The following is a 25,052-nucleotide window of genomic DNA, read 5'->3' as shown; positions in this document are numbered from 1 at the left end:
GATGACCGAGCAGGCCAATCAGCTCGAGCAGGCGGCGGCCGAGCTGGCCGAGCAGTGGAAGACCGACCCCCGCTGGGCGGGTGTCCAGCGGACCTACTCCGCCGCCGACGTGGTGAAGCTTCGCGGTTCTGTCGTCGAAGAGCACACCCTCGCCCGCCGCGGCGCGGAGAAGCTGTGGGAGCTGCTGCACAGCGAGGACTACGTCCACGCGCTGGGCGCGCTCACCGGCAACCAGGCCGTGCAGCAGGTGCGCGCCGGCCTGAAGGCCATCTACCTGTCCGGGTGGCAGGTCGCCGCCGACGCCAACCTGGCCGGCCAGACCTACCCGGACCAGAGCCTCTACCCGGCCAACTCGGTCCCGGCCGTCGTCCGCCGCATCAACAACGCGCTGGGCCGCGCCGACCAGATCAACTGGGCCGAGGGCAACAGCGACATCGACTGGTTCGCCCCGATCGTCGCCGACGCGGAAGCCGGCTTCGGCGGTCCGCTGAACGCGTTCGAGCTGATGAAGGGCATGATCGCGGCCGGTGCCGCGGGCGTGCACTGGGAAGACCAGCTCGCGTCCGAGAAGAAGTGCGGCCACCTCGGCGGCAAGGTCCTCATCCCGACCAAGCAGCACGAGCGCACCCTGAACGCGGCCCGCCTCGCCGCCGACGTGCTGAACGTGCCGACGCTGGTTGTCGCCCGCACCGACGCACAGGCCGCGACCCTGCTGACCAGCGACGTCGACGAGCGCGACCGCAAGTACCTCACCGGCGGCCGCACCTCCGAGGGCTTCTACGAGGTCAACAACGGCATCGAGCCGTGCATCGACCGCGGCCTGGCCTACGCGCAGTACGCCGACCTGCTGTGGATGGAGACCTCCACGCCGGACCTCGAGGTCGCCCGCAAGTACGCCGAAGCGATCAAGGCGCAGTACCCGGACCAGATGCTGGCCTACAACTGCTCGCCGTCGTTCAACTGGAAGAAGCACCTCGACGACGACACCATCGCGCGCTTCCAGCGCGAGCTCGGCGCCATGGGCTACAAGTTCCAGTTCATCACGCTGGCCGGGTTCCACGCGCTGAACTACTCGATGTTCGACCTGGCGCACGGCTACGCCCGCAACGGCATGAGCGCCTACGTCGACCTGCAGGAGCGCGAGTTCGCTTCGGAGGAGCGCGGCTACACCGCGACGAAGCACCAGCGCGAGGTCGGCACCGGCTGGTTCGACCTGGTGTCCACCGCGCTGAACCCGGAGAGCTCGACCACCGCGCTCAAGGGTTCGACCGAAGAAGACCAGTTCCACTGACGCACCCCGCGGGCCGGCGATTCCGGTCGCCGGCCCGCCCCTTTCCTTTCCCCCTTCGCGGAGGTACGAGATGGCTGACACGCTGAACACCCGCCTCGAGGTCACCGGGCCCGCCGACGGCCGGTTCGCCGAGATCCTCACCCCGGCAGCTCTGGACTTCGTAGCCAAACTCGACAACACCTTCGCCGGACGCCGCCGCGAACTCCTCGACGAGCGCCGCCGCCGTCGCGAGCGGCTGCAGTCGGGGGAGGAGCAGCTGGACTTCCTGCCGCAGACCCGGTCGATCCGGTCGGACGAGAGCTGGCACGTCGCTCCCGTCGCGCCCGGCCTGGAGGACCGCCGCGTCGAGATCACCGGCCCGACCGACCGCAAGATGACGGTCAACGCGCTCAACTCCGGCGCGAAGGTGTGGCTGGCGGACTTCGAGGACGCGACCTCGCCGACCTGGCACAACGTCATCGACGGACAGCTCAACCTGTTCGACGCCATCCGCCGCAACATCGACTTCACCACCGAGGCCGGCAAGCGCTACACGATCGGCGACGACCCGGCGACGATCGTCGCCCGTCCCCGCGGCTGGCACCTGGTCGAGAAGCACATCCGCATCGACGGCCGCCCGGTCTCGGCGAGCCTCGTCGACTTCGGCCTGTACTTCTTCCACAACGCCCGCCAGCTCCTGGCGCGCGGCAGCGGCCCGTACTTCTACCTGCCGAAGCTGGAAAGCCACCAGGAAGCGCGCTTGTGGAACGACGTGTTCCTGCTGGCGCAAAAGGAACTCGGCATCCCGCGCGGCACCATCCGGGCGACCGTGCTGATCGAGACGATCACCGCGGCGTTCGAGATGGACGAGATCCTCTACGAACTCCGCGAGCACGCGGCCGGTCTGAACGCCGGACGTTGGGACTACATCTTCAGCGTCATCAAGAACTTTTCCGCGCACGGTGCCGACTTCGTGCTGCCGGACCGCGCCCAGGTGACGATGACGGTCCCCTTCATGCGCGCTTACACCGAACTGCTCGTCAGCACCTGCCACCGCCGCGGGGCGCACGCGATCGGCGGGATGGCGGCGTTCATCCCGAGCAAGGACCCGGCGACCAACGAGCACGCGCTGGAGAAGGTCCGCCAGGACAAGGAACGCGAGGCCGGCGACGGCTTCGACGGCTCGTGGGTCGCGCACCCCGGCCTGGTTCCGGTGTGCCGCGAGGTGTTCGACCAGGTCCTCGGTGGCTGGCCGAACCAGCTCGGCAAGCTGCGCGAGGACGTAACGGTCGAGGCTTCCGACCTGCTCGACGTCGCGAGCGCCGGCGGCGAGGTCACCGAGGCGGGGGTGCGAGCGAACATCAACGTCGCTCTCCGCTACATCGACTCCTGGTTGCGCGGCACCGGTGCCGCGGCGATCCACAACCTCATGGAAGACGCCGCGACGGCCGAGATCGCGCGGTGCCAGGTGTGGCAGTGGATCCGCAACGGTACGAAGCTCGAGGACGGCACGGCGCTGACCCACGAACTGGCTGTCGAATTCCTGGACGACGAACTGGCGAAGGTCCGCGCGGACCTCGGCCCGTCGGCCCGCCTCGACGACGCCCGCGCGATCTTCACCGAAACCGCCCTCGGCGAGAAGCTGCCGAGCTTCCTCACGACCGTCGCCTACGCCCGCTACCTGACCGAGCGGTGACCGGCTCCGGTCGCCAGTGACCTGACCACCGGCGACCGGTTACCCCGCACCACTTTTGGGATGGTGCAGGGGACGGGTCCGGTGGCGGAGGCTCCCCGCCACCGGGCCCGGGTCTTTCCGAACCCGCGCTCTTTCGCCGCTCAGCGGCGAAAGAGCGCGGGTTTCGGTTTGGGGAGTTCCCGGTGTTCTCGGTTGCTGCCTTGCTTGGCTCGGGTTCTTGGGCGTTTCCGACCTCCGTGCTCGGCCGCTGTCGATGCTCTGCCAGGAAATCTCGGGTGGCTTGCCGAAGCGTGCGTTCGCCGTTGCCGCTCAGCGGCGAATACCGGCCTCGGTGCCAGGACTCGTTTTGCCCCGGCGCCCGTGATTCCCAACCGCCGGTGCGGCCAGATTGCCCAGTTCGGACGCGACCTCCAGGGTGGCCTAATGCGCCCGGACCGGCGCGGCTCCACGTAAGTCCATGCCCCCCGCGTGCTCCGTTCCATCATTACCGAGGCCTTGTCCACGCTTGGCCGCCGTCGTCTCTCGACGGACGATCTCGTGGAGGTCTCGATTCTTGGCCCGGCCCGCCCGGCCGCTCGGCCCGCGCGGTGCGCGAATGGGCTGCACTGAACTCTCCGGCTCCGACTTCGCCTCGCCCGAACTGCCGTTGCCGCTCAGCGGCGAATACCTGGTCAGCACCTCTTTTGGCCCGATCTCGCCGCTGGCAGCCCCAACTCGCTCCCACCGCGACGGATCGGCCGGAACCCTCTTGCCTATTTGATTCGACATACATATATTGCACATGTAACTACCTGGGGGGGCGTCGCCGGCGAGGGCGCCGAGCAGCTTCCGACCTCACTCGCCTCCGGAGAAACCATGCACTGGCTTTACCTCGGCATCGCTGTGTTCTTCGAGATCGCCTTCGCGCTTGGAGCCAACGCCACGAACGGATTCACCAAGCTGTGGCCGTCCGTGTTCACGCTGGTCATGGCGGCCGGCGGCATCTTCTTCCTCAGCCGCGCCCTGCTGACCCTCGACGTCGGCGTCGGCTACGCGATCTGGACCGGTCTCGGTTCGGTCGGCATCGTGCTGCTGGGCGCGCTGATCTTCAAGGAGAAGCTCAACTGGCGCAAGCTCATCGGATTCGGCCTGGTGATCTGCGGCATCGTCGGTCTCCAGTTGACCGGTGTCTGACCCGGCCTTCTCTCTCCCGAAAGGATTCTCGCCGTGTCCGTTCAGCCCGAAGCAGCAGCCATCACACCGACGAAGACGCAGACCACTCGCCGAGCGTGGGGGATTCTCCTCTTCGCCGGAGTCTGCGAAATTGCGTTCGCCGTCAGCACGGACGGCAGCCGCGGCTTCACCAACCTGCCGTGGTCAATCGCCACAGTGGTAACGGCTGCCGCGACGATCTTCACGCTCAGCCTTGCCTTACGCACCATCGACGTGGGCGTCGGTTATGCGGTCTGGACCGGCATCGGTGCCAGCGGCGCCGCGATCTTCGGCGCGATCATCTTCGGCGAAAACCTTGGCCCGCTCCGAATCCTGTTCCTCGCAGTGATCATCGCCGGAGTCATCTGCCTCAAACTCGCTGGCGGCTCAACCGATTCGGCGAAAGCCTGCGACTGACCGTATCCAGCCCGACGTCCGACCGAAATCCGCCAGCTGGCAGCGAACCAGGCAGTTCTGGCCGCGGACCCGTGCTCATGATTTGTCACTACGCTGCACCTTCGCATGCGACGAACCTGGAGGCCAGCCGATGCCCACGGTGACAGTCAACGACCGCCCGATCTTCTTCACCGACACCGGGGGAGACGGACCGGCCTTGCTCCTGGGACACGGCTACTTCCTGGACCACTCAACGTTCTCGCCGCAAGCATCGGCGCTCGCACCGGAGTGGCGTCTGATCACCTGGGACGCCCGGGGCCATGGACAAACCCCGGACGACGAACCCGGCACGTCATACACCTATTGGGACCAGGCTCGGGACGCACTCGCCTTGCTGGACCACCTCGACGTCGAACGCGCTGTCGCAGGTGGACTGTCTCAGGGCGGCTTCACAGCGCTACGAACCGCATTGCTGGCACCCGAACGGGTCGCAGCTCTGGTTCTATGGGACACCGAAGCAACACCGTGCGACCCAACCGACAAGGCAGCCTACTGCGACATGTTCGCTGCCTTGCGCGAACACGGCCCTCTTGATGACCTGACCATACCCCTGTCGACGCAGCTACTCGGAGAATCCGATCTGCGCGACGAACTACGCGCACGATGGCGCGCCACTCCCGCGCTGCCGCTGGGTCCAGCCGCGCGCTGCCTTCTGGAGCGAGACGACGTCTCGGATCGGCTGAACGAAATCACCTGCCCGACGCTCCTCATGTGGGGAGAAAAGGACGTTTCGCTTCCGCGCGACCGCATGGACCTGCTGAGCGAACGCCTCCCGAACGCGAGCGAGGTGCACGTAATCCGAGGCGCAGCCCACACCCCGACCTTGACTCATCCAGAGCAGGTCAAACCCCTTGCTGCACCACTTTTTGCAGACTTTGGTCTGACTCTTTCCCTCGGCTATCCGGGCTCATCCGCAGTCGGAACGCCGAGTCCCCACCATCCCCTGCCGCGCTGATCAACCACGCTCGCCGACCAACGACAGGCTTGCCGAACGCCCAATTGCATGCACGCACATGTGCTATACAAGAATCGTCGGCGTCACTCGTCGATGCCGGACAAGCCTTTGCCGGAGAGGTCGTTCGCGTGACCACCACACCTTCCCCTGGCCGCAAGCAGGCAGGGGCGAAACTCAGCACCCTCGGCGCGATGTGGCCCCGGATGATGGCGCTTCGCAGCCGCATCGACCACGAGGTCGAGCAGGCCTTGCAGCGGCAGCTGCACCTGGGCTTCTCGGAATTCGTTGCGTTGATGTCGCTCGCCGATCGCCCCGACGGTGAACTCCGCATGCAGGAACTCGCGGACGCGACGTCGCTCAACCAGAGCTCCGCGACCCGCCTCGTCGGCCGCCTCGAGCGTACCGGTCTGACTGAACGACGTCTCTGCGAATACGACCGCCGAGGCGTCTACACCGGAATCACCGACGCCGGCCGAGCCACGTTGCGCAAAGCCGTCCCGGTCTACGAAGCAGCTCTGGCGAGCGCCTTCGACCGAGTGGCAGCGGACCCGGACTACCGCGACCTCATCGCCGCCGTCGACCCCCGCTGACCAGCCATTAGCCACTGAGCGGCGAATCTCCGCAGCGCCGCTGACCAGCGCGCGTCCTGCACCTCGGCGTCCTACACCTCGAACGCGTTGCCAGTCGCGATCTTCGGCCGCCCCAACTCTACCGGCTCGCCGACCCGGGCTCGCCGGTAAACCTCGACGGTCGCCTCGGCGATCCGGCCCCAATCGAAATCCGCGCCAAGCCGGGCCTGCGCCGCACGCGCGCGCCGGGCCGCGGCCGGAACGTCGCTCAAGACCTTCACCACTGAAGAGGCGAGGCCTGCGACGTCACCCGGCGCGAAGGCCAAGCCGGTTTCCCCGTCGATGACAACCTCGCCGAGCCCGCCCGCAGTCGACGCCACCAGCGGCGCTTTCGCGGCAGCCGCCTCCAGCGCGACAATCCCGAACGGCTCGTACCGGCTGGGCAGCACGACCGCGTCAGCCGCGGCGAGGAGCGCACGCAGGTCGCGGTCGGAGAGGTGGCCGACGAAGTCCACCGCCCGGCGAATCCGCAGCTTGCGAGCCTGTGCGACAAGCTCGTCGTGATGTCGCCCTTTTCCGGCGACGACTACGCGGGTCCCCGGGAACCGACGCCGGATCCGCGGCAGCGCGGCCAGCAGGTCTTGCACGCCTTTTTCCCACTCCAACCGGCCGAAGAACAGCAGGAACGGAGCGCCGTCCGGACTGTGCTGCTCCCGCATCCTCGCGACTTCCCCAGACGACACGCGCCAGCTGCGGCCCTCGATGCCGTTGTGGATCACCGAGACATCGGCCGGGTCGATCTCGAAGAGATGCGCGACCTCCTTGCGCATCGCCTGCGAACAGGTGATCACCGCGTCGGCGCGGTTGGCCAGCCACCATTCGACCGAGTGCACCTGCTGGTTGAGCGGATGCGACAGCCACCCGGAGTGCCGGCCCGCTTCGGTCGCATGGATCGTCCCAACGAGCGGCACCCGGGCAGCCTCGGCGACCGCGATCGCCGGATGCGTGACCAACCAGTCGTGCGCGTGGACCACGTCCGGCTGCCACGTGCGGAGCAAATCCTGAGCCGCCCGGATCATCGCGTGTCCCATGGCGAGTGTCCAGGCGACGAGATCCCGCTCGAAAGTCAGGTGCATCGGGTCCTCGGCCACCCGGACGACTCGGACCCCCTCGATGACCCGGTCGCTGCGCGGATGCGTCGACGCGTCGGTGCCCGCGGTGTGCCGGCAAAGGACGACTACGTCGTGGCCCTGCTGCGCGAGATGCCTCGCCAGCGCGTGAACATGCCGGGCCAGGCCGCCGATGACCACCGGCGGGTACTCCCAGGACAACATCAGCACGCGCATGGCCCGAGGTTACTCGCCAGTCGCTTACTCCGGGGCGGCCGCCCGAACGACCGGTGGAAAGCCTCGTCGTAGCCTGGCGAAAAAGTGCCTGAGCCGGAAAGAACGCGCTGGTCAGAGCGTTTCGCCAAAAAAACGGCAACAGGTCCGCCTGGTCGCTTGGCCAGCCCGCGATGCAAGCATCGCCGCAGCTCAGCCCTCTGCCTGGACAGTCGCGGCCGCCAGAGTGAACGCGAGTCTCCTGCTGCGGCCAACTGCGACGATCAGCGATCCTCACGCGCCGCGCCAGGCTCTCGGTACCCTTGTCGACCGGCCCTGGCCACCTGCTGACCAGCTATTAGCCGCTCGGCGGCGAAAATGTCATCGACGGCACCTCTGCTGCTTGACCGGGAAGGCTCGCCGATGACCCGTTGCCAGCCATCGGTCACCGAAGCCCCCGCCATCGCCGTCGAACGGCGGTCGCCCACCGGTTGGCCATGTAGCCCGCAGGCCATGCCGCGGACCGCGATTCTCTGCCACCATGGCCAGTGATGACTCCCACAGAGCCCGAATGGCAGCGCGCGGACGCACCGCTGACCACCCCGTGGACCGATCGAGTCGACCCGGCCGCGGTGCTGCCCGAGTACCCGCGCCCGCAGCTCCGCCGGCCGGAATGGCTGAGCCTCAACGGCATCTGGGAGTACGCAGGATGGCCTGCTTCGCCCGCTGAGCCGCGACCTGTCGGGTACAGCGAACGCATCCTGGTTCCCTTCGCGCCGGAATCGGCGCTCTCCGGCATTGGCCGACGCGACGAAGTGTTGTGGTACCGACGGCTCTTCGAGATCCCGGAAAGCTGGAGCGGGCGACGGGTGCTTCTGCATTTCGGTGCAGTCGACCAGAAGGCCGAAGTGCGGGTCAACAACCAGTCGGTGGTCACCCATGAGGGCGGCTACACATCGTTCTCCGCGGACATCACGGACGCGCTCCGTGCATCGGGACCGCAGGAGATTACCGTTCGCGCCGAGGACCGGACGGACATCGAGCCGTACCCGATCGGCAAGCAGCGCAACGAACCCGGCGGCATCTGCTATACCCCGACGTCAGGAATCTGGCAGACGGTGTGGATCGAGCCGGTGCCGAACGAACGCATCTCCTCTGTCGAAGTCACCTCAGACCTGTCCGGAGTGTCGATATTCCCGCAGGTCACCGGCGGTGCTCAAGTCGAGTTGATCGTTTCGCCGCCAAACGGCGACGAGGCCGCTCGGGTTCGCGGCGCGGCAGGCACGCGGCTGCGGGCCAACCTTCCGGAACCACATCCGTGGTCTCCGGACGATCCGTTTCTCTACGACCTCACCGTCCGGCTCCTGGATTCGCACGGTGACGTCTTGGACGAAGTCGCCAGCTATTGCGGCCTGCGAACGGTAGAAATCGTCCCGGATGTCGACGGACGGCCACGAATCGCTTTGAACGGCCGGATCGCCTTCCTGCACGGACCACTCGACCAGGGCTACTGGCCGGACGGCGGTTACACCGCGCCGACGGACGAGGCCCTCCGCTTCGATCTCGAGAAGACGAAGGAACTCGCGTTCAACCTGGTCCGCAAGCACGTCAAGGTCGAGCCCGCACGCTGGTACTACTGGGCGGACCGGCTGGGTCTGGCGGTCTGGCAGGACATGCCGTCGCTGGTCGTCTCATTCGCCGGACCGCCCGGGCACGCGCCGGATCCGTTGCCAGAAGGACAACAGCGATTCGAAGCCGAACTGCGGGAAATGGTCGCGCAGCTGCGCAACATCACGTCGATCATCGCCTGGGTGCCGTTCAACGAGGGCTGGGGAGAATTCGACACCGCACGGATCGCGGCACTCGTAAAGGAACTCGACCCGACTCGGCTGGTGATCGCCAACAGCGGCGTGAACTGCTGTTTCTCCCGCCAGGACACTGGTGCCGGCGACGTCTACGACGATCACACCTACGTCGGCCCGGGGGAGCCGCACGAAGGGGACCATCGCGCATTGGTGGACGGCGAATACGGCGGCCTGGGCTTGGTTCTCGAAGGCCACATTTGGCCAGGTCCACCCAACGCCTACGAAATGACGACCGATTCCGCACACCTCAGTCGCCGGTACGCAGAGGTGAGCGAACGGCTCGAACGGCTGGTTTCCGATCTTGGGCTGTCCGGCGCGATCTATACTCAGACCACTGATGTAGAGAACGAAGTGAACGGCCTTCTCACCTACGACCGCCGAGTGCGGAAGCTCGACTTCGCCGGCGCCGCGAACCACAACCGAGCGGTGATCGCGCGTGGCTCGCATCCCGAGGTGAAGACCGCTGCCGAACTGGCTAGTGAAGCTTCGGACAGCCGTTGACCTGCGATTCGCCACTGAGCGGCGACGCAAGAGACGCAGTCTGCACAAGGACTGTGGCCTGGGGGGCGAACCAGGCCGACTTGCGTTTCGCCGCTCACCGGCGATGAACTGGCCAACGGTCATTCGACGCTGGCTAGTGCACTCCGGCGCGGACGCGCTGCGTCGCCGTCGCCGGTTGGCGGCTACGGCACCGTGGCGACCATTGTCGGCGAGCCTGGCTTGGGGACAGCGGCGGCATCTCGGCCGGGTGGCCTCGGGCAGAGGTTGTGGTGACGCACGCTCATGTCGTCGGTCGGTAGTCGCCGATAAGTGGCGACTACGTTGCGGATGAGCAAGTGCGGTGGGTGATGGGCCTTTCGCCACTCAACGGCAACGGCGGGACCGACGGCTGCCGCGGCCCGTCGGGAGCGAGCTGCCTATGCGGTCGCTGGCAGTTGCCGAAAAACGGCAAATGCTCTCCGGCCGCGATGAACGCTGGCCGGAGAGCAGGACCGAAACTCAAGCAGGCAGAGCCGCTTCGATCGCGGCGACGATCGTCTCGTCTTCGGGCTCCGTGCGCGGGCGGAAGCGACCGAGCACCTTGCCGTCCGGGCTGATCAGGAACTTCTCGAAGTTCCACTGCACGTCGCCGGCTTCGCCGTCCGCGTCGGGAGTTTCCGTGATGCTCGCGTAGAGCGGGTGCCGGCCTTCGCCGTTGACATCGATCTTCTCGAACAGCGGGAAGGACACTCCGTACGTGGTGGAGCAGAACGTCTGGATTTCCTCCGCCGTTCCTGGCTCCTGGCCGGCGAACTGGTTGCACGGGAATCCGACGACAGAGAAACCGTTGTCGCCGTAGCGTTTCTGCAGTCGCTCCAAAGCGGTGTACTGCGGCGTCAACCCGCACTTCGACGCCACGTTCACCACGAGCAGCGTCTTGCCGGCCAGCGGTCCGTCGAGAGTGGTGTCCTCGCCGGCCAGGGTCTTGAGGGGCAGGTCGCGGATTCCCATGGAATTCCCTTCGATCGTCATGCGCGTGGACGCCGCAGGGCGCGCGCGTCCAGATGTCCGAACGGGCCGTCGGCCCGGCGGTATTCCTCGGCAAGAGCAAGTGCGCGAGCACGATCACCGCTGCGCCGCAACCCTGCCAAGGTGTCGAATCGTTCGGTGTGCACTCGGGCGCGCCGGCGGGCGTAGTCCGCGGCGGAGTCTTTGGTGACCATGAACGCCCAGTCGCTGGACAGCGCCATCATCGCCTCGGCGACGGCCTGATCGGCGACTGCGTCGCGAGTGGTCCCATCGTGCATGTCGACCAGGTCGAGAAGTCGGGTTTGCAGTGCGGTGTTGTCCTGCACCATGTCCGCGACCTGTTCGCCGTCCCAGACTCGCCAGTCCTTGCCGGAGCCCCACGAGGACGCGGGCAGCTGGACCGGTTCGCCGAGATGGCCGGCCTCGAGCGCGCCGCGCAATGTGGTCGCGCGGACTCCCGCCTCAGGCAGAGCACGGAGAATTCCTTCGAGCCACGCGGGTCCTTCATGCCACCAGTGGCCGAAGAGTTCCGTGTCGTAGGCCGCAACGACCAGCGATTCGCGGCCGTGCTGCTCGCGGAGGGACCTCAGCCGCGTGACGACTGTTTCGACGAAATCCTTGACATGCGAACCTAGAACGTCCGCGGCGAGTGCGGGGTCGTAGGGAGCTTTATCTTGCGGCTCAACAGTTTTGCCGGTTACGCGTGACGCCTTCAGCCCCACTTCGTGCGCCCAGGTGTGGAAATCCCGGTACGCCGCGTGGCCTGGATAGCCTGCTTTCGGCGACCAAACCCGGTAGGTCACTTCGAGATCACGGCCGAAGCAGACCACGTCGGAATCGCCGACGGGATGCGCGGCCGAAGTGTCACCATGGAGTGAAGGGCCATCGACGAGGAAGCGCCGCACACCAGCGTCGTGATAATCTCGCTCCATTCCCGGTGCATAACCACATTCAGGTGCCCAAATACCTTCTTGCGCGCGGCCGATGCGCAGCGCGGTGTCCTCCAACCCGGCCTGGAGCGCGAACCGTCGCACTCGCTGGTCCAGGAGTGGCTGGAACGGATGCGCCAGCGGCCCGCCGAGCAGTTCGACCGTGTCACTGTCCACAAGCGACCGAAGGATCGGCGAGAAACCGTGCCGCCAGCGCGTTTCCAGCTCTTCGGTGGCGTGCATCGCGGCCTGGTGCTCGGCGGCGGCGAGATCGCGCAGCAACGGATCGCCGTGCCAGAGCGTCGATGCGTGCTGCGTGCGCAGTTGCCAGTGGCCGACCCAGTCGTGGCAGGCGCGGATCGCGTACGGGTCGTCAAGCTGTGCGGCGAGGACTGGCGTCATGCCGAGCGTCAGAACCTCGCGTCGCCCTTCAGCGGCGAAACGGCGCAGCAGGTCGACGACCGGCAGATACGAATGCGTCCACGCCTGGTACAGCCACTCTTCGCCGACCGGCCAGCTGCCGTGGTGGGGCAGCCACGGCAGGTGACTGTGCAGGACGAGGCAAAACGTGCCTTCGTACGCGGGATTCCGGGCGCTCACGGGCGCACCGCCACGGCCACCAGATCGAGGCTCGCGTCGAGGTCGTCACCGTGCACGGAGAAGTCGTCGGCTCGGATCGCTGCGACGTCGGCGAGGAGGTCAGCTGGCCAGGTGGCCTGCCCGGGCAGAGAACCCATGACGACCTCCAGTTGCGCGTCGATGATCGAGCCGCCGTAGCGGGCCTCCACCGCGCGCAGGGATTCCGCATGGTGCAGCCCGTTCAGCGCCGCAACGGTGAATCCGGCTGCGCGGAGCAGGTCGTCCATTTCGGACGGTGCCAGTTCGCGCGTGTGGAACGGGTTGAGCGGGGTGTCGCTGTCTGGCGTGAAGGTGAGCCGGTTCGGGGTCGTGACCAGCAGTTTTCCGCCAGGACGCAGGACGCGGAAGCACTCGGCCAGAAAGCCGGCCTGGTCCCAGAGGTGCTCGATGACCTGGAAGTTCGCCACCACGTCGACCGCGCCGTCCCGAAGCGGGAGGTACGCCAGGTTCGCCCGCGCGACGGCGACGTCCGGGTACCGGCGTGCCACGTGCTCGGTAGTCGGCACGTCGTAGTCCAGAGCGAGGACTTGGCGGGCGTGCTGGGCGATGAGCCCGGCACCGTAGCCCTCGCCGCAGCCGGCTTCGAGCACCGTCGCGTCGGTGCAGTGGGGGAGGAGGGCGAGGTATGCGGCTTCGTGGCGGCGGAACCAATAATTTTCCTCGGGGATGCCGGGGACGGTCCGTTCGCCGGTGAGGTGCAGTGCCTCGGCCCGGGTGGCTGCGTTGGTCACCTGCGCGACCCTAGCGCCTGTCACGTTTCGCGCAGCCGTCTCGTTCCAGCCGTATGCAACGGACGATCACGCGCATCCTCCTGATCCTGCTCGGTCTCTACACCCTGGCGCAGGGCCTATGGCCGCTGCTCGACCCGATGGGGTTTTACCAGGACTTCCCCGGTTTCCGGCACGGCTGGGTGTCCATGGACGGGCCCTACAACGAGCACTTCATCATCGATTTCGGCGGCCTCAGCCTGGCGCTCGGCGCGGTGCTGGTCGGGGCAGCAGTGATGGGGACCACAACTGTCGCGCGGCTGGTGGCGATCGCGGCGCTGCTGTTCGCCGTCCCGCACCTCGTGTACCACGCTGGGCACGTCGCGCACTATCCGCAGCTCGACCAAGTACTCATCATCGGCGGCCTAGCGGTGACGGTCCTGCTTCCGCTCGTGGTGCTTGTGGTCCCGGGGCGGCGAATCGAGGTCAGTTCGACGGCGACACCGTGATGCTGAGCGCACCCGGACCGACGTGAGCGCCGATCACCGTGCTCGCGTCGCCCACCACGATCTCGCCCGCACCTGGCACGCGCTCCCGCAGCCGCTGGACGATCTCGCTCTCGTCGGAGCCGAACCGGGTCACCGCGAGGTCCACGGGCTGGTCGCCGGCGGCCTTCACCGCCAGGTCGACGAGCCGGTTCATCGCTCGTTTAGTGCCGGGAACGCGGGCGAGCGGGCTCACCTCTCCATTGCGGACGGTGAGCAGCGGCTTGATCGCGAACGCGCTTCCGAGCATCGACTGGGCGGCACCGATCCGTCCCGATCGCCGCAGGTACTCGAGGGTGTCGACGTAGATCAGCTCGGTCGAGTTGCGCACTCGCCGTTCCGCGGCGTCCAGGACCCGCTCAAGCTGTCCGCCGGCCCCGGCGACCCGGGCGGCGGACACCGCCGCGTAGCCGAGGCTCATGCTCGCCGTTCCGCTGTCGAGGATGTGCACCGGGATTCGGACCTGCTGGGCGGCTTCGCGGGCCGCTTCGACGGTCTGCGAAAGCCGTCCGGAGATGTGCAGGCTCACGATGGCGGACGCGCCCGCGGAGGCCGCGTCTTGGTAGCTCCAGAAGAACGCACCCGGATCGGGCGGCGAAGTCGTGACGGCCGCGCCGGATTTCATCGTCTGGATGAGCTCGCTCCGGTCGAAGCGGTGCTCGTCGTCCGTCTGGTCGCCGACGTGCAGCTGGACCTGGACGACACTGATTCGCCACTGGGCGGCGAGTTGCTCGGGCAGGCACGAGGTCGAGTCGGTGACTACGGCGATGTGCGCGGACATGGTGTCGGAGCGTAACCCCTGACGGCCTACTGCGAGTAAGTGACCGTTGCTCCGATCGGGCGAGCGGCGCGCTGGACGGGCTAACCGGCCAACTACTGGGACGATGGTCCCAATAGATTGCTCATCCAGGTGAATGCCGTCACCTCGAGGGGTCCGGCCGCGGAATTGGCCCTAATCTACCGCTCAGTAGAGCACTGTCCCGCGGCCGAGAGCCGGCCCCAACCGGGAGGTCGAAGAAGACCCATGACGAACATCGTTGTCCTGGTCAAGCAGGTACCGGACACCTACTCGGAGCGGAAGCTCTCCGGTTCCGACAACACCCTTGACCGCGAATCCGCCGACGCCGTGCTCGACGAGATCAACGAGAAGGCCGTCGAAGAGGCCCTCAAGATCAAGGAAGCCGGCGAGGGCGAGGTCACCGTGATCTCGGTCGGCCCGGACCGCGCCACCGACGCGATCCGCAAGGCGCTCTCCATGGGCGCCGACAAGGCCATCCACGTGTCCGACGAGTCGCTGCACGGCTCCGACGCGATCGCGACGGCGAAGGTCCTGGCCGCCGCCGTCGGCAAGGTCGAGGGCTTCGACCTGATCCTGGCCGGCAACGAGGCCTCCGACGGCCGCGGCGCTGCCGTGCCCGCGATCCTCGCCGAGCTGCTCGGCGTGCCGCAGCTGACCTACGTGCGCCAGCTGACCGTCGAAGGCTCCGCCGTGAAGGCCGACCGCGAGACCGAGGACGGCATCACCCACCTCGAGGCGAACCTGCCGGCGCTGGTGAGCGTGAGCGAGAAGATCAACGAGCCGCGGTACCCGTCGTTCAAGGGCATCATGGCCGCGAAGAAGAAGCCGGTCGAGACGCTGACCATCGCCGACCTGGGCATCGACGCGGGCGAGGTCGGCCTCGCCAACGCGTGGTCGACGGTCGTCGAGGCCTCGCCGAAGCCGCCGCGCACCGCGGGCGAAAAGGTCGAGGACGAGGGCGACGGCGGCTCGAAGGTCGCCGAGTACCTGGTCGCGCAGAAGCTCATCTGAGACACGGTTTCGAGGAGGATTCCGGAAAATGGCTGAAGTACTCGTCCTCGTCGACCACGTCGACGGTGATGTCAAGAAGGTCACGCTCGAGCTGCTGACCGCTGCGCGCGCCCTGGGCGAGCCCTCCGCCGTCGTGGTGGGCCCGACCGGCACCGCGGCGAAGGCCAAGGAAGCGCTCGCCGGTCACGGCGCGGCGAAGGTGTACGTCGCCGAGGGCGACGACGCCGCTGGCTACCTGGTGACGCCGAAGGTCGACGTGCTCGCGAAGCTCGCCGAGCAGGTCTCCCCGGCCGCGGTGCTCGTCGCCGCCAGCGCCGAGGGCAAGGAGGTGGCCGCGCGAGTCGCGCTGCGGCTGGGCTCCGGTCTGCTGTACGACGCGGTCGGCGTCAACTCCGACGGGACCGTGGAGCAGTCGATCTTCGGTGGCGCGTTCTCCGTGAAGGCCAAGGCCGCCAAGGGCGTGCCGGTCGTTTCGGTGCGTCCGGGCGCGGTCGAGGCGGAGGCTGCCGACGGCGCGGCCGCCGAGGAGACCGTCGAGATCCCGGCGCAGGACCCGGCGAAGTCGGCCAAGATCACCGGCATCGAGCCGGTCGTGGGCGGCGACCGTCCGGAGCTGACCGAGGCGTCGATCGTGGTGTCCGGTGGCCGCGGCGTCGGTTCGGCGGAGAAGTTCGACGTCGTCGAGAAGCTGGCCGACTCGCTCGGCGCGGCCGTCGGCGCGTCCCGTGCCGCGGTCGACTCCGGCTACTACCCGGCGCAGTTCCAGGTCGGCCAGACCGGCAAGACGGTGTCGCCGCAGCTGTACATCGCGCTCGGCATCTCCGGCGCGATCCAGCACCGCGCCGGCATGCAGACGTCGAAGACGATCATCGCGGTCAACAAGGACGCCGAGGCCCCGATCTTCGAGATCGCCGACTTCGGCGTGGTGGGGGACCTGTTCAACGTCGCGCCGCAGCTGACCGAGGCTGTCGAGAAGCGCAAGGGCTGACGTTTTCTTTCGCCCGGAAGGCCGTCGCGTGTTCGCCACGCGGCGGCCTTCCGCGTTCTCCGGGACCGTGCCGGCTGCCTGAGAGGAACCTGAGAACCCGCAATTAACTAAACGTGCACTGACCGGTCATCGATTGGCACTCTCCGAGGCCTCTTACCGGCAGGTACACCTTGACCATGACGTCGTCACAGCTCCTCGTCAGTACTGATCAGGCGGGTGCCGACCTTCCCGCAGGCGCTCCGCGGTATTCGCTTCTGGTCGCCAACGGGAACGATGAAGTGCTCGCCGCGCAGAAACTGCGGTACCGGGTTTTCGCCGAGGAGATGGGGGCGGAACTGCATTCCCCGGAGCCCGGCCGGGACGTCGACTACTTCGACGAATTCTGTGACCACCTGGTGGTCCGCGACGACAACACCGGTGAGATCGTCGGCTGCTACCGGATGCTCCCGCCGGAGCGCGCCGCGCAGGCCGGAAAGCTCTATTCCGACAGCGAATTCGACCTGACGACGCTCGCCGCGCTGCGGCCGTCCTTGGTCGAGACCGGACGGTCCTGCGTGCACCCCGACCACCGCAGCGGTGCCGTCGTGAGCCTGGTGTGGGCCGGGATTGCTCGCTACATGCTCCTTTCCGGACACCGTTACCTCGCCGGATGCGCTTCGGTCCCGCTGAACGATGGCGGCAGCTACGCCGCGGTCGTCTGGGATGTCTTGCGCACCAAGCATCACGCCGACGACTCGCTGCGCGTCTCGCCGTTGAACCCGTGGGAGCCAGGCGCGATCGCGCGTCCTGACCGGGCCATGCTTCCGCCGCTGATCAAGGGTTACGTGCGGTTGGGCGCCAAGGTGTGCGGCCCGCCGGCCCTCGACGCCGACTTCGGTGTCGCGGACTTCTTTGTCCTTCTTGACCTGCAGCAGGTCGACGAGCGTTACCTGAAGTTCTTCCTCGGAGCGCAAGGATGAGCCACGCATGGATGCCGACGTCACCCTGCGGTGACGGTTGCCTCACCGAGGGCGCGCCAACGGTCGGCTTGCCGCGACGGGTTCTGCGTTTCACCGCGGCGATTTCAGTGCTTGTCGCGGCGCTGCTGATCGCGCCGGCGTTGCTCGTGATTCGCGGGCGGAGCCGGGAACGGTTGGTGCGGCGGATTTTCCGCGCGGTGCTGCGGGCGTTCGGCGTGCGAATGTCTGTCGTGGGCGGTGCGGATTTCCTCGCCGCTCCGGCCGGCCGCGGTGCACTCGTGGTGAATAACCACATCTCGTGGCTGGACATCATCGCCATCAACGCACTCCGCCCGATGCGCGCGCTCGCGAAGATCGAGATCGCCTCCTGGCCGATCCTGGGGGCGCTCGTGCGTCGCGGCGGCAGCATCTTCCTGGACCGCAACCGTCTGCGCACTCTGCCGGGCACGATGACCGAACTCGCCGACAGCCTCCGCGCCGGCGCGCTCGTCAACGTCACCCCCGAGGGCACCACCTGGTGCGGCTTGGCCTCTGGCCGTTTCACGACCGCCACCTTCCAAGCCGCGATCGACGGCGGTGTCCCGGTTCGGCCGATCGCCCTCCGCTACCGCCTCGCCGACGGTCGCGAAACCAGCCAGCCGGCGTTCATCGGGCCGGAATCGCTCATCGCCTCCTTACGCCGGGTCGCCGCGCTGCGCGGCTTGGTCCTGGAAGTGCACGTGTGCCCGGAGATCGCCCCGGGCCGCGCCGAAGACCGCCGTTCGCTGGCAGCCCTCGCCGAGGCCGCCGTCCACTCGGCACTCGGCACGGTCCGCATCCCGCCCCAGCGTCGCCGGGTTCTGGTCGGCCGCCCTGCGCCTTCCCAGCCGGTTGCGCACTGACGAACACCCTGGTCACGAGGCTGCGGAGGGTGTTGCCGTTTTTTGGCGACACTTCTCCGGAGCTCTCCAGGCTCCACTGGCGGACGTTCCGACGAGCCGATTCGCCCGAGCCGATTCGCCACTCAACGGCGACAGCCACCCACCCCGTCTCACCGCCGGATGGCTACACCCCCGGGCTCCTCACTGCGAGCCGTTATTTCCCTATCGGGTCGTCGCCTCACAGCGACGAACCACTCGCGTCTGGTTTCAGCGACACATATTTGTCGCCGCTGAGTGGCGACAGTCGCCTGCTTCTGCGCATCTGCGCGTCCGTCGCTTAGCCATTCGCCACTGTGCGGCAACAGCTCACTCGCCGAGGTCGCCGCACAATGACGACATCGATGTGTCACGTCGTCCGAGCTGCATCCGTTGTCGAGCCTAACCGAAGACCGTGGTCAGGAAACGGCAATAGTCAGCTTCCCGCCAGGGTGCCCGTTCTGGCTCTCTTCCTGCGCGGCTGCCGCTTCCTCCAACGGAAACGTATTCCCCTGCGCAATCCGCAGTCCATTGCGTACGTATCCGAGGATCTCGTTGAGCACCTCTTGTGTCTGCCCATCCTGTCCGCCAGACGAGAACGGCAACCCGAGCTGGAACGCGGCACCATCGGCAATGGTCACGATCCGCTCCTTCGAGCCGCGCAGCTCGACCGATTCCGGCAAAACGCCATGGCCGGACGCGTCGAACACCGCATCGACCGGTCGGTCCGCGACTTCGCGTACCCGCTCGAGCCACCCGTCGCCGTAACGCACCGGAATCGCACCGAGCGCTTTCACCTCATCGAGATTGTGTTGTCCAGCCGTTCCGATCACCGTCGCACCCAGTGCGACCGCGATCTGTGTCGCGAAACGACCGACAGCGCCACTCGCTCCGTGGACCACCAGTAGTTCGCCAGCCTTGACGTCGAGCAGTCGCAACACACGCAGCGCAGTTTCGCCAGCAACCGGCAACGCCGCCGCGTCATCCCAGGAGAGATCGGCCGGCTTGCGCACGATCGCTCCACCGAGCGCGTACTCCGCGTACGCGCCGGTCGCCGACCAGCCGAACACCTCATCTCCGACGCCGAATTCAGCGCCGTCGCCCACTGCGTCGACGACGCCGGCGATCTCCAGTCCCGGAATCCGCGGGCCTTCGAGCGCCGCGCCTCCGGCCATCGCCCCCGAACGAATCTTCCAGTCGATCGGGTTGACGCCGGCGCGCCGGACTGCGACCCGGACCTGCCCTGGGCCAGGCTCCGGTGCCGGAACGTCTTCCAGTCGCAGCACTTCGGGCCCGCCGTACTCGGCGAAAGTGATGGCTCGCATCTCGGTTCGCACTCTCCTTCGGTCGCTGTACGTCCTACTTAAAGCCAACCAGCATCCAGCGCATTCCGAACCGCGCGCTCGATTCGCCAGTCAGCGGCAACACCGCGCACTGTGTCGCCCTCGACCACCCAACCCGGTGACCTAGACAGTGCTGCCCGCCGCCGCAAGAGCCCGAACCGTCGGTCTAGCCGAGCGCTGCGACGCAGCCCGCGACATCGACGTCTTGAGTCGAGCGCCCGCGTTTGCCCTTGGCTTGGCATCCACGAGCCTTCTCAGATCCGGCCTCAGCCGCGCAACGCCAACCCGAGGTCTCGATTTCGACCCCGATGAGACGCCCTACCGTTCACTCCGAAAGGCCAGCGGACGACTTGACCTCCAGAGCGCTGGAGGTTGCAAGCTCGCGATCATGAGCCAGACCGTCGAAGCGCAGCCTCGAAAGAGCGTCCTCTGGAGTCGCGAACACCGCCTTGTCACCGTCGGCCTGCTCCTTGTGGTCACGCTGGTGGCCTTCGAAAACATGGGCGTCGCCACCGCGATGCCGACGCTGGTCGCCGAACTTCACGGTCTCGCGCTCTACTCCTGGCCGTTCACCACGTTCCTGGTGGCCAGCGTGGTCGCCACGGTCTTGTCCGGACGACTGGGCGACCGTCGAGGTCCAGCACCGGCACTCCTGGTCGGGCCGGCGCTGTTTGCCGCAGGACTAGCTGTCGCCGGCATTGCCACCACGATGCCGATGCTTCTGGTCGGCCGCGCACTGCAGGGCTTCGGCTCGGGCTTTCTCCTGGTGTCCGTCTCGCTGCTGATCGCCCTGACGTTCACCGACCGCGAACGTCCCGTCATCTATGCGGCCAACGCGGCCGCTTGGGTGCTCCCGGCGGTCATCGGCCCCTCTGTCGCCGGTGTGGTGACGGTGACCGTGGGCTGGCGATGGGTCTTCCTCGGGCTGCTTCCGCTGGTCGGGGTCGGCATGGTTCTCCTTTACAAGATCACTCGCCGCTTGCCAGCCCATGCACTGCTGCCGGCTAGCCGCCGCGCGGGGGTGATCGCTGCTGTGGTGGCTGCTCTCGGAGTCGCTGCCCTGAGCTGGGCCGCGCAGCACCCGTCGCCTGCCGCGGTCGCATACGGGGCTTCGGGCCTTGTCGCACTGGCCGTCGCACTGCGCAAGCTCCTGCCCACCGGAACCATGACCTCTCGTCCTGGTCTGCCGACGGTGGTCGCCTCCCGAGCCCTGATCGCCGGCGCATATGCGGGCATGGAGGCGTACCTCCCGTTGACCATGACCGCCGTCCACGGTTACAGCCCCGCGCTCGCCGGTCTGCCGCTGACCATCACGGCGCTCGGCTGGTCCGCCGCCTCAGCGCTCCAAGGCCGGTTCCTCGACTGGTCCCGCGAGGCATCGCTGCGGACTGGCTTCGCGCTCGTCGCCGTCGGGCTGGTCGGCTTCGGTTTTGTCGCGCAACCGTGGTTCCCGGCCTGGGTGGCCTTCGTGGTCTGCGCGGTCGGCGGCGCGGGGATGGGAATCGCGATGCCCGCCATCTCGGTCCTCCTGCTGCGCTACTCGCCGGAGGGGGAGCGCGGGTTCAACACATCCGCCATGCAGCTCGCCGACTGGGTCGGATCAGCGCTGCTCATCGGCCTCGGCGGGGTGCTTCTGGCCGCCGTTGCGTCGGCGGCTCATCCTTCCGCCGCGATGGGACTGCTCAGTATCGCCCTCGTCCTGCTGGCGCTGCTCGGCGTCCGACTCACGAGCAGGTGGCCGAAACAGGTGTGACGTGCCACTCCGCGGCCTGGGGCGAGCTTCGTCACAGGCCGCATCGGTCTACCCTGATAGAGCGATGACCTATCTCGACCATGCGGCAACGACACCGATGCTGCCCGAAGCCATTGCGGCGATGACTGAGGCTTTGTCCACCGTGGGCAACGCTTCCGCGTTGCATTCTTCGGGTCGGCGAGCTCGGCGTGCCGTCGAGGAAGCGCGCGAAGTGATCGCCGCTGCTTTGGGCGCGCGACCATCGGAAGTTATCTTCACCGGCGGCGGTACGGAGAGTGACAACCTCGCGGTCAAGGGCATCTTTTGGGCCCGCCACGGCGAGGACTCGGCTCGGCGGCGCATCCTTTGCAGCACGGTCGAGCATCACGCCGTCCTCGACACGGTGGAGTGGCTGGAGCAGCACTCCGGAGCCGAAATCACCTGGCTCGAAGTCGACGACCAGGGCCGAGTATCGCCGGAAACGCTGCGCGCCGCGATTGATGCGGCACCGGAGACTGTCGCCTTGGCGACTGTGATGTGGGCGAACAACGAGGTCGGCACTGTCAACCCGATCGCCACGCTCGCTGAGGTCTGCAACGAATACGGGGTTCCCCTGCACACCGACGCCGTCCAGGCGGTCGGCGCAGTTCCCGTCGACTTCACCGCCTCCGGCGCAGCCGCACTTACGCTGACCGGTCATAAGCTTGGCGGTCCGTACGGTGTGGGCGCGCTTCTTCTTGACCGCGACACCTCCTGCGTCCCGGTCCTCCACGGCGGTGGCCAGGAACGCAGCGTTCGCTCGGGCACTCTCGACGTCCCGGCGATCGCCGGTTTCGCCGCTGCGGTGCAGGCGGCCATCAGCGGACGCGCGGAGTACGCCGACCGCGTCGAGAAGCTGCGCGACGAACTCGTCGCTGCGGTCCTTCGCGAGGTCCCAGACGCGATCCTGAATGGTCGCGACGGAGAGCGTCTGCCGAGCCACGCTCACTTCACTTTCCCCGGCTGTGCGGGCGACAGCCTGCTGATGCTCTTGGACGCCAAAGGCATCGAGTGCTCGACCGGCTCGGCGTGCACGGCGGGTGTCGCGCAGCCAAGTCACGTCCTCCTGGCAATGGGGGCAGACGCCGCCGCAGCGCGCGGTTCGCTCCGGTTCTCGCTTGGCCACACGTCAACACTGGACGATGTGCACACCCTGGCACGCGAGATCGGTGGCGTCGTCACCCGCGCCCGACAGGCCGGTCTCGCCGGCATGCGCAAGCAGACCCAGAAGCAAGAGGTGTAAGCAATGCGGGTACTGGCCGCAATGAGCGGAGGAGTCGATTCGGCCGTCGCCGCTGCGCGCGCAGTGGACGCCGGCCACGACGTCGTCGGAGTGCACCTGGCGCTTTCGGCCCAACCTGGCACGCTGCGGACAGGTTCCCGCGGCTGCTGCACGATTGAGGACTCGCACGACGCCCGCCGGGCCGCGGACATTCTCGGCATCCCCTTCTACATCTGGGATTTCGCGGAGCGCTTCACTGAGGAGGTCGTCGAGACCTTCGTTGGCGAATACGCCGCCGGGCGCACGCCGAACCCTTGCGTGACCTGCAACGAGAAGATCAAGTTCGAGGCTCTGCTCGAGAAGGCACTCGCTCTCGGCTTCGACGCCGTTGCGACCGGCCACTATGCGCGGCTCGCGACTGTGGACGGCGAGTTGGAACTTCGCCGGAGCGCGGACGAGGGCAAGGACCAGTCGTATGTGCTGGCTTCATTGCAGCCAGAGCAGTTGCGTCATGCGATGTTTCCGCTGGGCGATTCGTGGAAGTCGGATGTGCGCGCGGAGGCGGAGCGGCGCGGGCTTTCCGTCGCGCGGAAGCCGGACAGTCACGACATCTGCTTCATCCCGGACGGCGACACCAAGAAGTTCTTGGAGAAGCGGTTGGGCGAGCGTCCGGGCGAACTCGTCGATGCAGAGACTGGTGCAGTGCTCGGGCGTCACACCGGCGTCCACGGATTCACCGTGGGCCAGCGGAAGGGTCTCGGCATCGACGCGCCGGCCGCTGACGGGCGACCGCGGTACGTCCTTTCGCTCGAACCTGTTTCGGGCACGGTGAAGGTCGGCTCGTCGGCGGACCTCGGCGTCCAGGCCATCGAAGCGGACCGGGCCATCTGGCCGAGCGGGCGAGCCTTGGACGGGCCGACCGAGTGCACTGTTCAGGTTCGCGCTCACGGGGGCATTGCCGATGCGGTCGCCGAAGTGGATGAAGACGGGCGAGTCTCCATCCAACTGCGCGAGTCGTTGCGCGGCGTGGCCCCCGGCCAGGTAGTTGTCCTTTATCGGCGAGACGATGATGCTGGCGACCTCGTGCTCGGCAGCGCCAAGATCTCCGGCACGCGCTGATCTCCTTATGCGCCCAGGCGTTCCTCTTCAGGCTGTTCTGGTGTGGGTTGGGGGTCGTGCAGCGGCGGTGGCGCGCTTTCAGCCTTCTCGCCAGTCGGTGTGGTGACGATCAGCTTGCCGTCCTGCATGACCTCGTAACTCCAGTCGGCTCGGTTCTTGAGCCGCCGGTGGCGTATGCAGTAGCTCAACGTCGAGTCGGCGTCCGCGGAGTCAGGAGTGGTCGGTTCCGCGAAGCAGTTTTGCGCGGGCCGCGGGCAGCCGGGCTGTCGGCACTCGCGGTCGCGGACCCGCACGAACTCTTCGACATCGATGGTTGGCCGATACCGGAACTTGCCGACCTCGATCACCTGCCCGGTCAGCGGGTCGGTGATGACTCGACGAACGACCGTGTCGGGACCAGTGGCGATGTGGCGTGCTAGTTCGGCCGGGATATGCCCGTGGCCAGCCAATTCGGCGGGATTGTCATTGAGGCCGAGGTATGTCTTCAGATCGACATAGAGGTATACCTCGGTTTTCTCTGGAACGCCGCCCTTGCCGCTGAGCAGCAGGTCGATCGCGACGTCAGCGCGCAGCTGGTCGAGAGTTCGCTTCTCGTCGCCCGTCTTGAGCGATCGTGCGATCTTGTCGACGCGGAGGTAGGCCGCGGTAGCTTTGTCCGTCGAAACGTTGTCGACGGAGATCCGCGAGATGCCTTCGTTCTGGTGCTGCAGGGCGACGCGACGTTCAGATTTCCGCTGAGCCAGCCGGTTCATTGCGCCGTCCGGGTCGATTTTCGTTGCGGCGTAAGCGGTCGCCTTGCGGACTTGGGTTGGGTTCTTGTCTTCCAACCGGTGTTCGAGCAGGTAGTCGACCATCCGTGCGTGGCGGTCGGACAGCTGGCTGGTTCCGTCCGTGACCCTCATGGCGCGATAGAGGTCGAACTTGCCTTGGTCCATCAGCCGAAATGTTCGAGGCAGGCGCTGGGCCAAAGCTTCGGCGGCGGCGATCATCGCTCCCGCGCGAGTATCGGTGATATGCAACGCGATCGCGAGCTCGCAGGCGAGCTCTTGCGGGTCTGATCTTCGTCTTCGCAGGCCTGCCATGCAGTGGAGCTGCAGCGCTTGCAAGCGCGCGATCTGACGGTTCGCGTCCTTCACTGCCGCCATCAGCTGGTCTGGTTGCAGCCGATCGAAGAGGCTGAGATTCGCGTGCATGGCGCGAAGCAGGAAGGCGAGGTCCGCGGTTTCGGTCTTGGTGTTGTTGGTCTGGCTGGCGGTGCCCGCCGGGGCAGTCGACTTGCTCATGATGGTCA

Annotated in this window: 22 protein-coding genes; 15 read left to right on the top strand and 7 right to left on the bottom strand. The window is 67.1% G+C overall.

What is annotated here, in order from left to right; genetic code table 11:
- The first annotated feature begins 1 nt into the window (after nt 1).
- From aceA to L942_RS30725, 6 genes are all read left to right on the top strand, one after another.
- A complete protein-coding gene (gene aceA, locus L942_RS30745) occupies nt 2–1,291 on the top strand; it encodes an isocitrate lyase (RefSeq protein WP_037367209.1) in 1,290 nt (429 codons plus the stop codon).
- A gap of 70 nt (nt 1,292–1,361) precedes the next feature.
- Nucleotides 1,362–2,966: a malate synthase A gene (gene aceB, locus L942_RS30740; RefSeq protein WP_037367208.1), complete on the top strand. Its 1,605-nt coding sequence runs from the start codon at nt 1,362–1,364 to the stop codon at nt 2,964–2,966.
- Between the two features lie 855 nt (nt 2,967–3,821).
- Nucleotides 3,822–4,139, top strand: a complete 318-nt coding sequence (locus L942_RS30735) for a DMT family transporter (RefSeq protein ID WP_037367207.1) — start codon at nt 3,822–3,824, stop codon at nt 4,137–4,139.
- A gap of 33 nt (nt 4,140–4,172) precedes the next feature.
- Nucleotides 4,173–4,574 carry a DMT family transporter gene (locus tag L942_RS30730; protein ID WP_081655298.1) on the top strand — a complete coding sequence of 134 codons (402 nt, stop codon included), beginning with the start codon at nt 4,173–4,175 and terminating at the stop codon, nt 4,572–4,574.
- 130 nt (nt 4,575–4,704) lie between these two features.
- Nucleotides 4,705–5,568, top strand: a complete 864-nt coding sequence (locus L942_RS43275; protein WP_081655297.1) for an alpha/beta fold hydrolase — start codon at nt 4,705–4,707, stop codon at nt 5,566–5,568.
- Nucleotides 5,569–5,696: 128 nt separating this feature from the next.
- Nucleotides 5,697–6,158 carry a MarR family winged helix-turn-helix transcriptional regulator gene (locus tag L942_RS30725; protein ID WP_106965091.1) on the top strand — a complete coding sequence of 154 codons (462 nt, stop codon included), beginning with the start codon at nt 5,697–5,699 and terminating at the stop codon, nt 6,156–6,158.
- Between the two features lie 71 nt (nt 6,159–6,229).
- Here the strand turns inward: L942_RS30725 and L942_RS30720 are convergent, their stop codons facing one another.
- Nucleotides 6,230–7,483, bottom strand: a complete 1,254-nt coding sequence (locus L942_RS30720) for a glycosyltransferase family 4 protein (protein WP_037367205.1) — start codon at nt 7,481–7,483, stop codon at nt 6,230–6,232.
- Between the two features lie 527 nt (nt 7,484–8,010).
- Between L942_RS30720 and L942_RS30715 the strand changes: the two genes are divergently transcribed.
- The gene (locus tag L942_RS30715) at nt 8,011–9,825 is read left to right on the top strand and encodes a glycoside hydrolase family 2 protein (RefSeq protein WP_037367204.1); all 1,815 of its coding nucleotides are present in this window, start codon (nt 8,011–8,013) and stop codon (nt 9,823–9,825) included.
- 498 nt (nt 9,826–10,323) lie between these two features.
- Here the strand turns inward: L942_RS30715 and L942_RS30710 are convergent, their stop codons facing one another.
- Genes L942_RS30710 through L942_RS30700 form a run of 3 tightly spaced genes read right to left on the bottom strand, consistent with a single transcriptional unit; the run spans nt 10,324 to nt 13,132 of the window.
- Nucleotides 10,324–10,815: a glutathione peroxidase gene (locus tag L942_RS30710; protein ID WP_037367390.1), complete on the bottom strand. Its 492-nt coding sequence runs from the start codon at nt 10,813–10,815 to the stop codon at nt 10,324–10,326.
- 17 nt (nt 10,816–10,832) lie between these two features.
- Nucleotides 10,833–12,362: a 1,4-alpha-glucan branching protein domain-containing protein gene (locus L942_RS30705; RefSeq protein WP_037367203.1), complete on the bottom strand. Its 1,530-nt coding sequence runs from the start codon at nt 12,360–12,362 to the stop codon at nt 10,833–10,835.
- Nucleotides 12,359–13,132, bottom strand: a complete 774-nt coding sequence (locus L942_RS30700; protein ID WP_037367202.1) for a class I SAM-dependent methyltransferase — start codon at nt 13,130–13,132, stop codon at nt 12,359–12,361. Before L942_RS30700 ends, L942_RS30705 begins: the two co-directional genes overlap by 4 nt.
- 53 nt (nt 13,133–13,185) lie before the next feature.
- Here L942_RS30700 and L942_RS30695 point away from each other — a divergent pair, with 53 nt between their 5' ends.
- Complete coding sequence (locus tag L942_RS30695; protein ID WP_037367201.1) at nt 13,186–13,617, top strand: hypothetical protein; 432 nt, start codon at nt 13,186–13,188, stop codon at nt 13,615–13,617.
- Here L942_RS30695 and L942_RS30690 read toward each other — a convergent pair.
- A complete protein-coding gene (locus L942_RS30690; protein WP_037367200.1) occupies nt 13,595–14,434 on the bottom strand; it encodes a DegV family protein in 840 nt (279 codons plus the stop codon). The genes L942_RS30695 and L942_RS30690 overlap by 23 nt on opposite strands.
- A 243-nt stretch (nt 14,435–14,677) precedes the next feature.
- Here L942_RS30690 and L942_RS30685 point away from each other — a divergent pair, with 243 nt between their 5' ends.
- The 4 genes from L942_RS30685 to L942_RS30670 all read left to right on the top strand — a co-directional run bounded on the left by L942_RS30685 (nt 14,678) and on the right by L942_RS30670 (nt 18,291).
- Nucleotides 14,678–15,463: an electron transfer flavoprotein subunit beta/FixA family protein gene (locus L942_RS30685; protein WP_037367199.1), complete on the top strand. Its 786-nt coding sequence runs from the start codon at nt 14,678–14,680 to the stop codon at nt 15,461–15,463.
- A gap of 28 nt (nt 15,464–15,491) precedes the next feature.
- Nucleotides 15,492–16,451 (top strand): electron transfer flavoprotein subunit alpha/FixB family protein, encoded by a 960-nt coding sequence (locus L942_RS30680; RefSeq protein WP_037367198.1) that lies wholly within the window; start codon nt 15,492–15,494, stop codon nt 16,449–16,451.
- A 176-nt stretch (nt 16,452–16,627) separates the two neighbouring features.
- Nucleotides 16,628–17,410: a GNAT family N-acetyltransferase gene (locus tag L942_RS30675; protein ID WP_037367197.1), complete on the top strand. Its 783-nt coding sequence runs from the start codon at nt 16,628–16,630 to the stop codon at nt 17,408–17,410.
- Nucleotides 17,407–18,291, top strand: coding sequence for a lysophospholipid acyltransferase family protein (locus tag L942_RS30670; RefSeq protein ID WP_037367196.1), 885 nt, complete (start codon nt 17,407–17,409; stop codon nt 18,289–18,291). Before L942_RS30675 ends, L942_RS30670 begins: the two co-directional genes overlap by 4 nt.
- Nucleotides 18,292–18,725: 434 nt before the next feature.
- Here the strand turns inward: L942_RS30670 and L942_RS30665 are convergent, their stop codons facing one another.
- Nucleotides 18,726–19,631, bottom strand: a complete 906-nt coding sequence (locus L942_RS30665) for an NADP-dependent oxidoreductase (RefSeq protein ID WP_037367195.1) — start codon at nt 19,629–19,631, stop codon at nt 18,726–18,728.
- Between the two features lie 406 nt (nt 19,632–20,037).
- Between L942_RS30665 and L942_RS30660 the strand changes: the two genes are divergently transcribed.
- The 3 genes from L942_RS30660 (at nt 20,038) to mnmA (ending at nt 23,761) form a co-directional block, all read left to right on the top strand.
- The gene (locus L942_RS30660; RefSeq protein WP_037367194.1) at nt 20,038–21,402 is read left to right on the top strand and encodes an MFS transporter; all 1,365 of its coding nucleotides are present in this window, start codon (nt 20,038–20,040) and stop codon (nt 21,400–21,402) included.
- Between the two features lie 64 nt (nt 21,403–21,466).
- Nucleotides 21,467–22,663, top strand: coding sequence for a cysteine desulfurase family protein (locus L942_RS30655; protein WP_037367193.1), 1,197 nt, complete (start codon nt 21,467–21,469; stop codon nt 22,661–22,663).
- A gap of 3 nt (nt 22,664–22,666) precedes the next feature.
- Nucleotides 22,667–23,761: a tRNA 2-thiouridine(34) synthase MnmA gene (gene mnmA / locus L942_RS30650; protein WP_037367192.1), complete on the top strand. Its 1,095-nt coding sequence runs from the start codon at nt 22,667–22,669 to the stop codon at nt 23,759–23,761.
- A gap of 5 nt (nt 23,762–23,766) precedes the next feature.
- On the opposite strand, the gene L942_RS30645 is transcribed toward mnmA, so the two are convergent.
- Nucleotides 23,767–25,044 (bottom strand): DUF222 domain-containing protein, encoded by a 1,278-nt coding sequence (locus tag L942_RS30645; protein ID WP_063695822.1) that lies wholly within the window; start codon nt 25,042–25,044, stop codon nt 23,767–23,769.
- Between the last annotated feature and the right edge of the window lie 8 nt (nt 25,045–25,052).

Origin of the sequence: Amycolatopsis orientalis DSM 43388 (genome assembly GCF_000411975.1) — a bacterium.
In the GTDB taxonomy this organism is placed as follows: domain Bacteria; phylum Actinomycetota; class Actinomycetes; order Mycobacteriales; family Pseudonocardiaceae; genus Amycolatopsis; species Amycolatopsis orientalis_D.
Note: the sequence above shows the minus strand (reverse complement) of the source record. Positions and strands in the feature narration are given on the sequence as shown.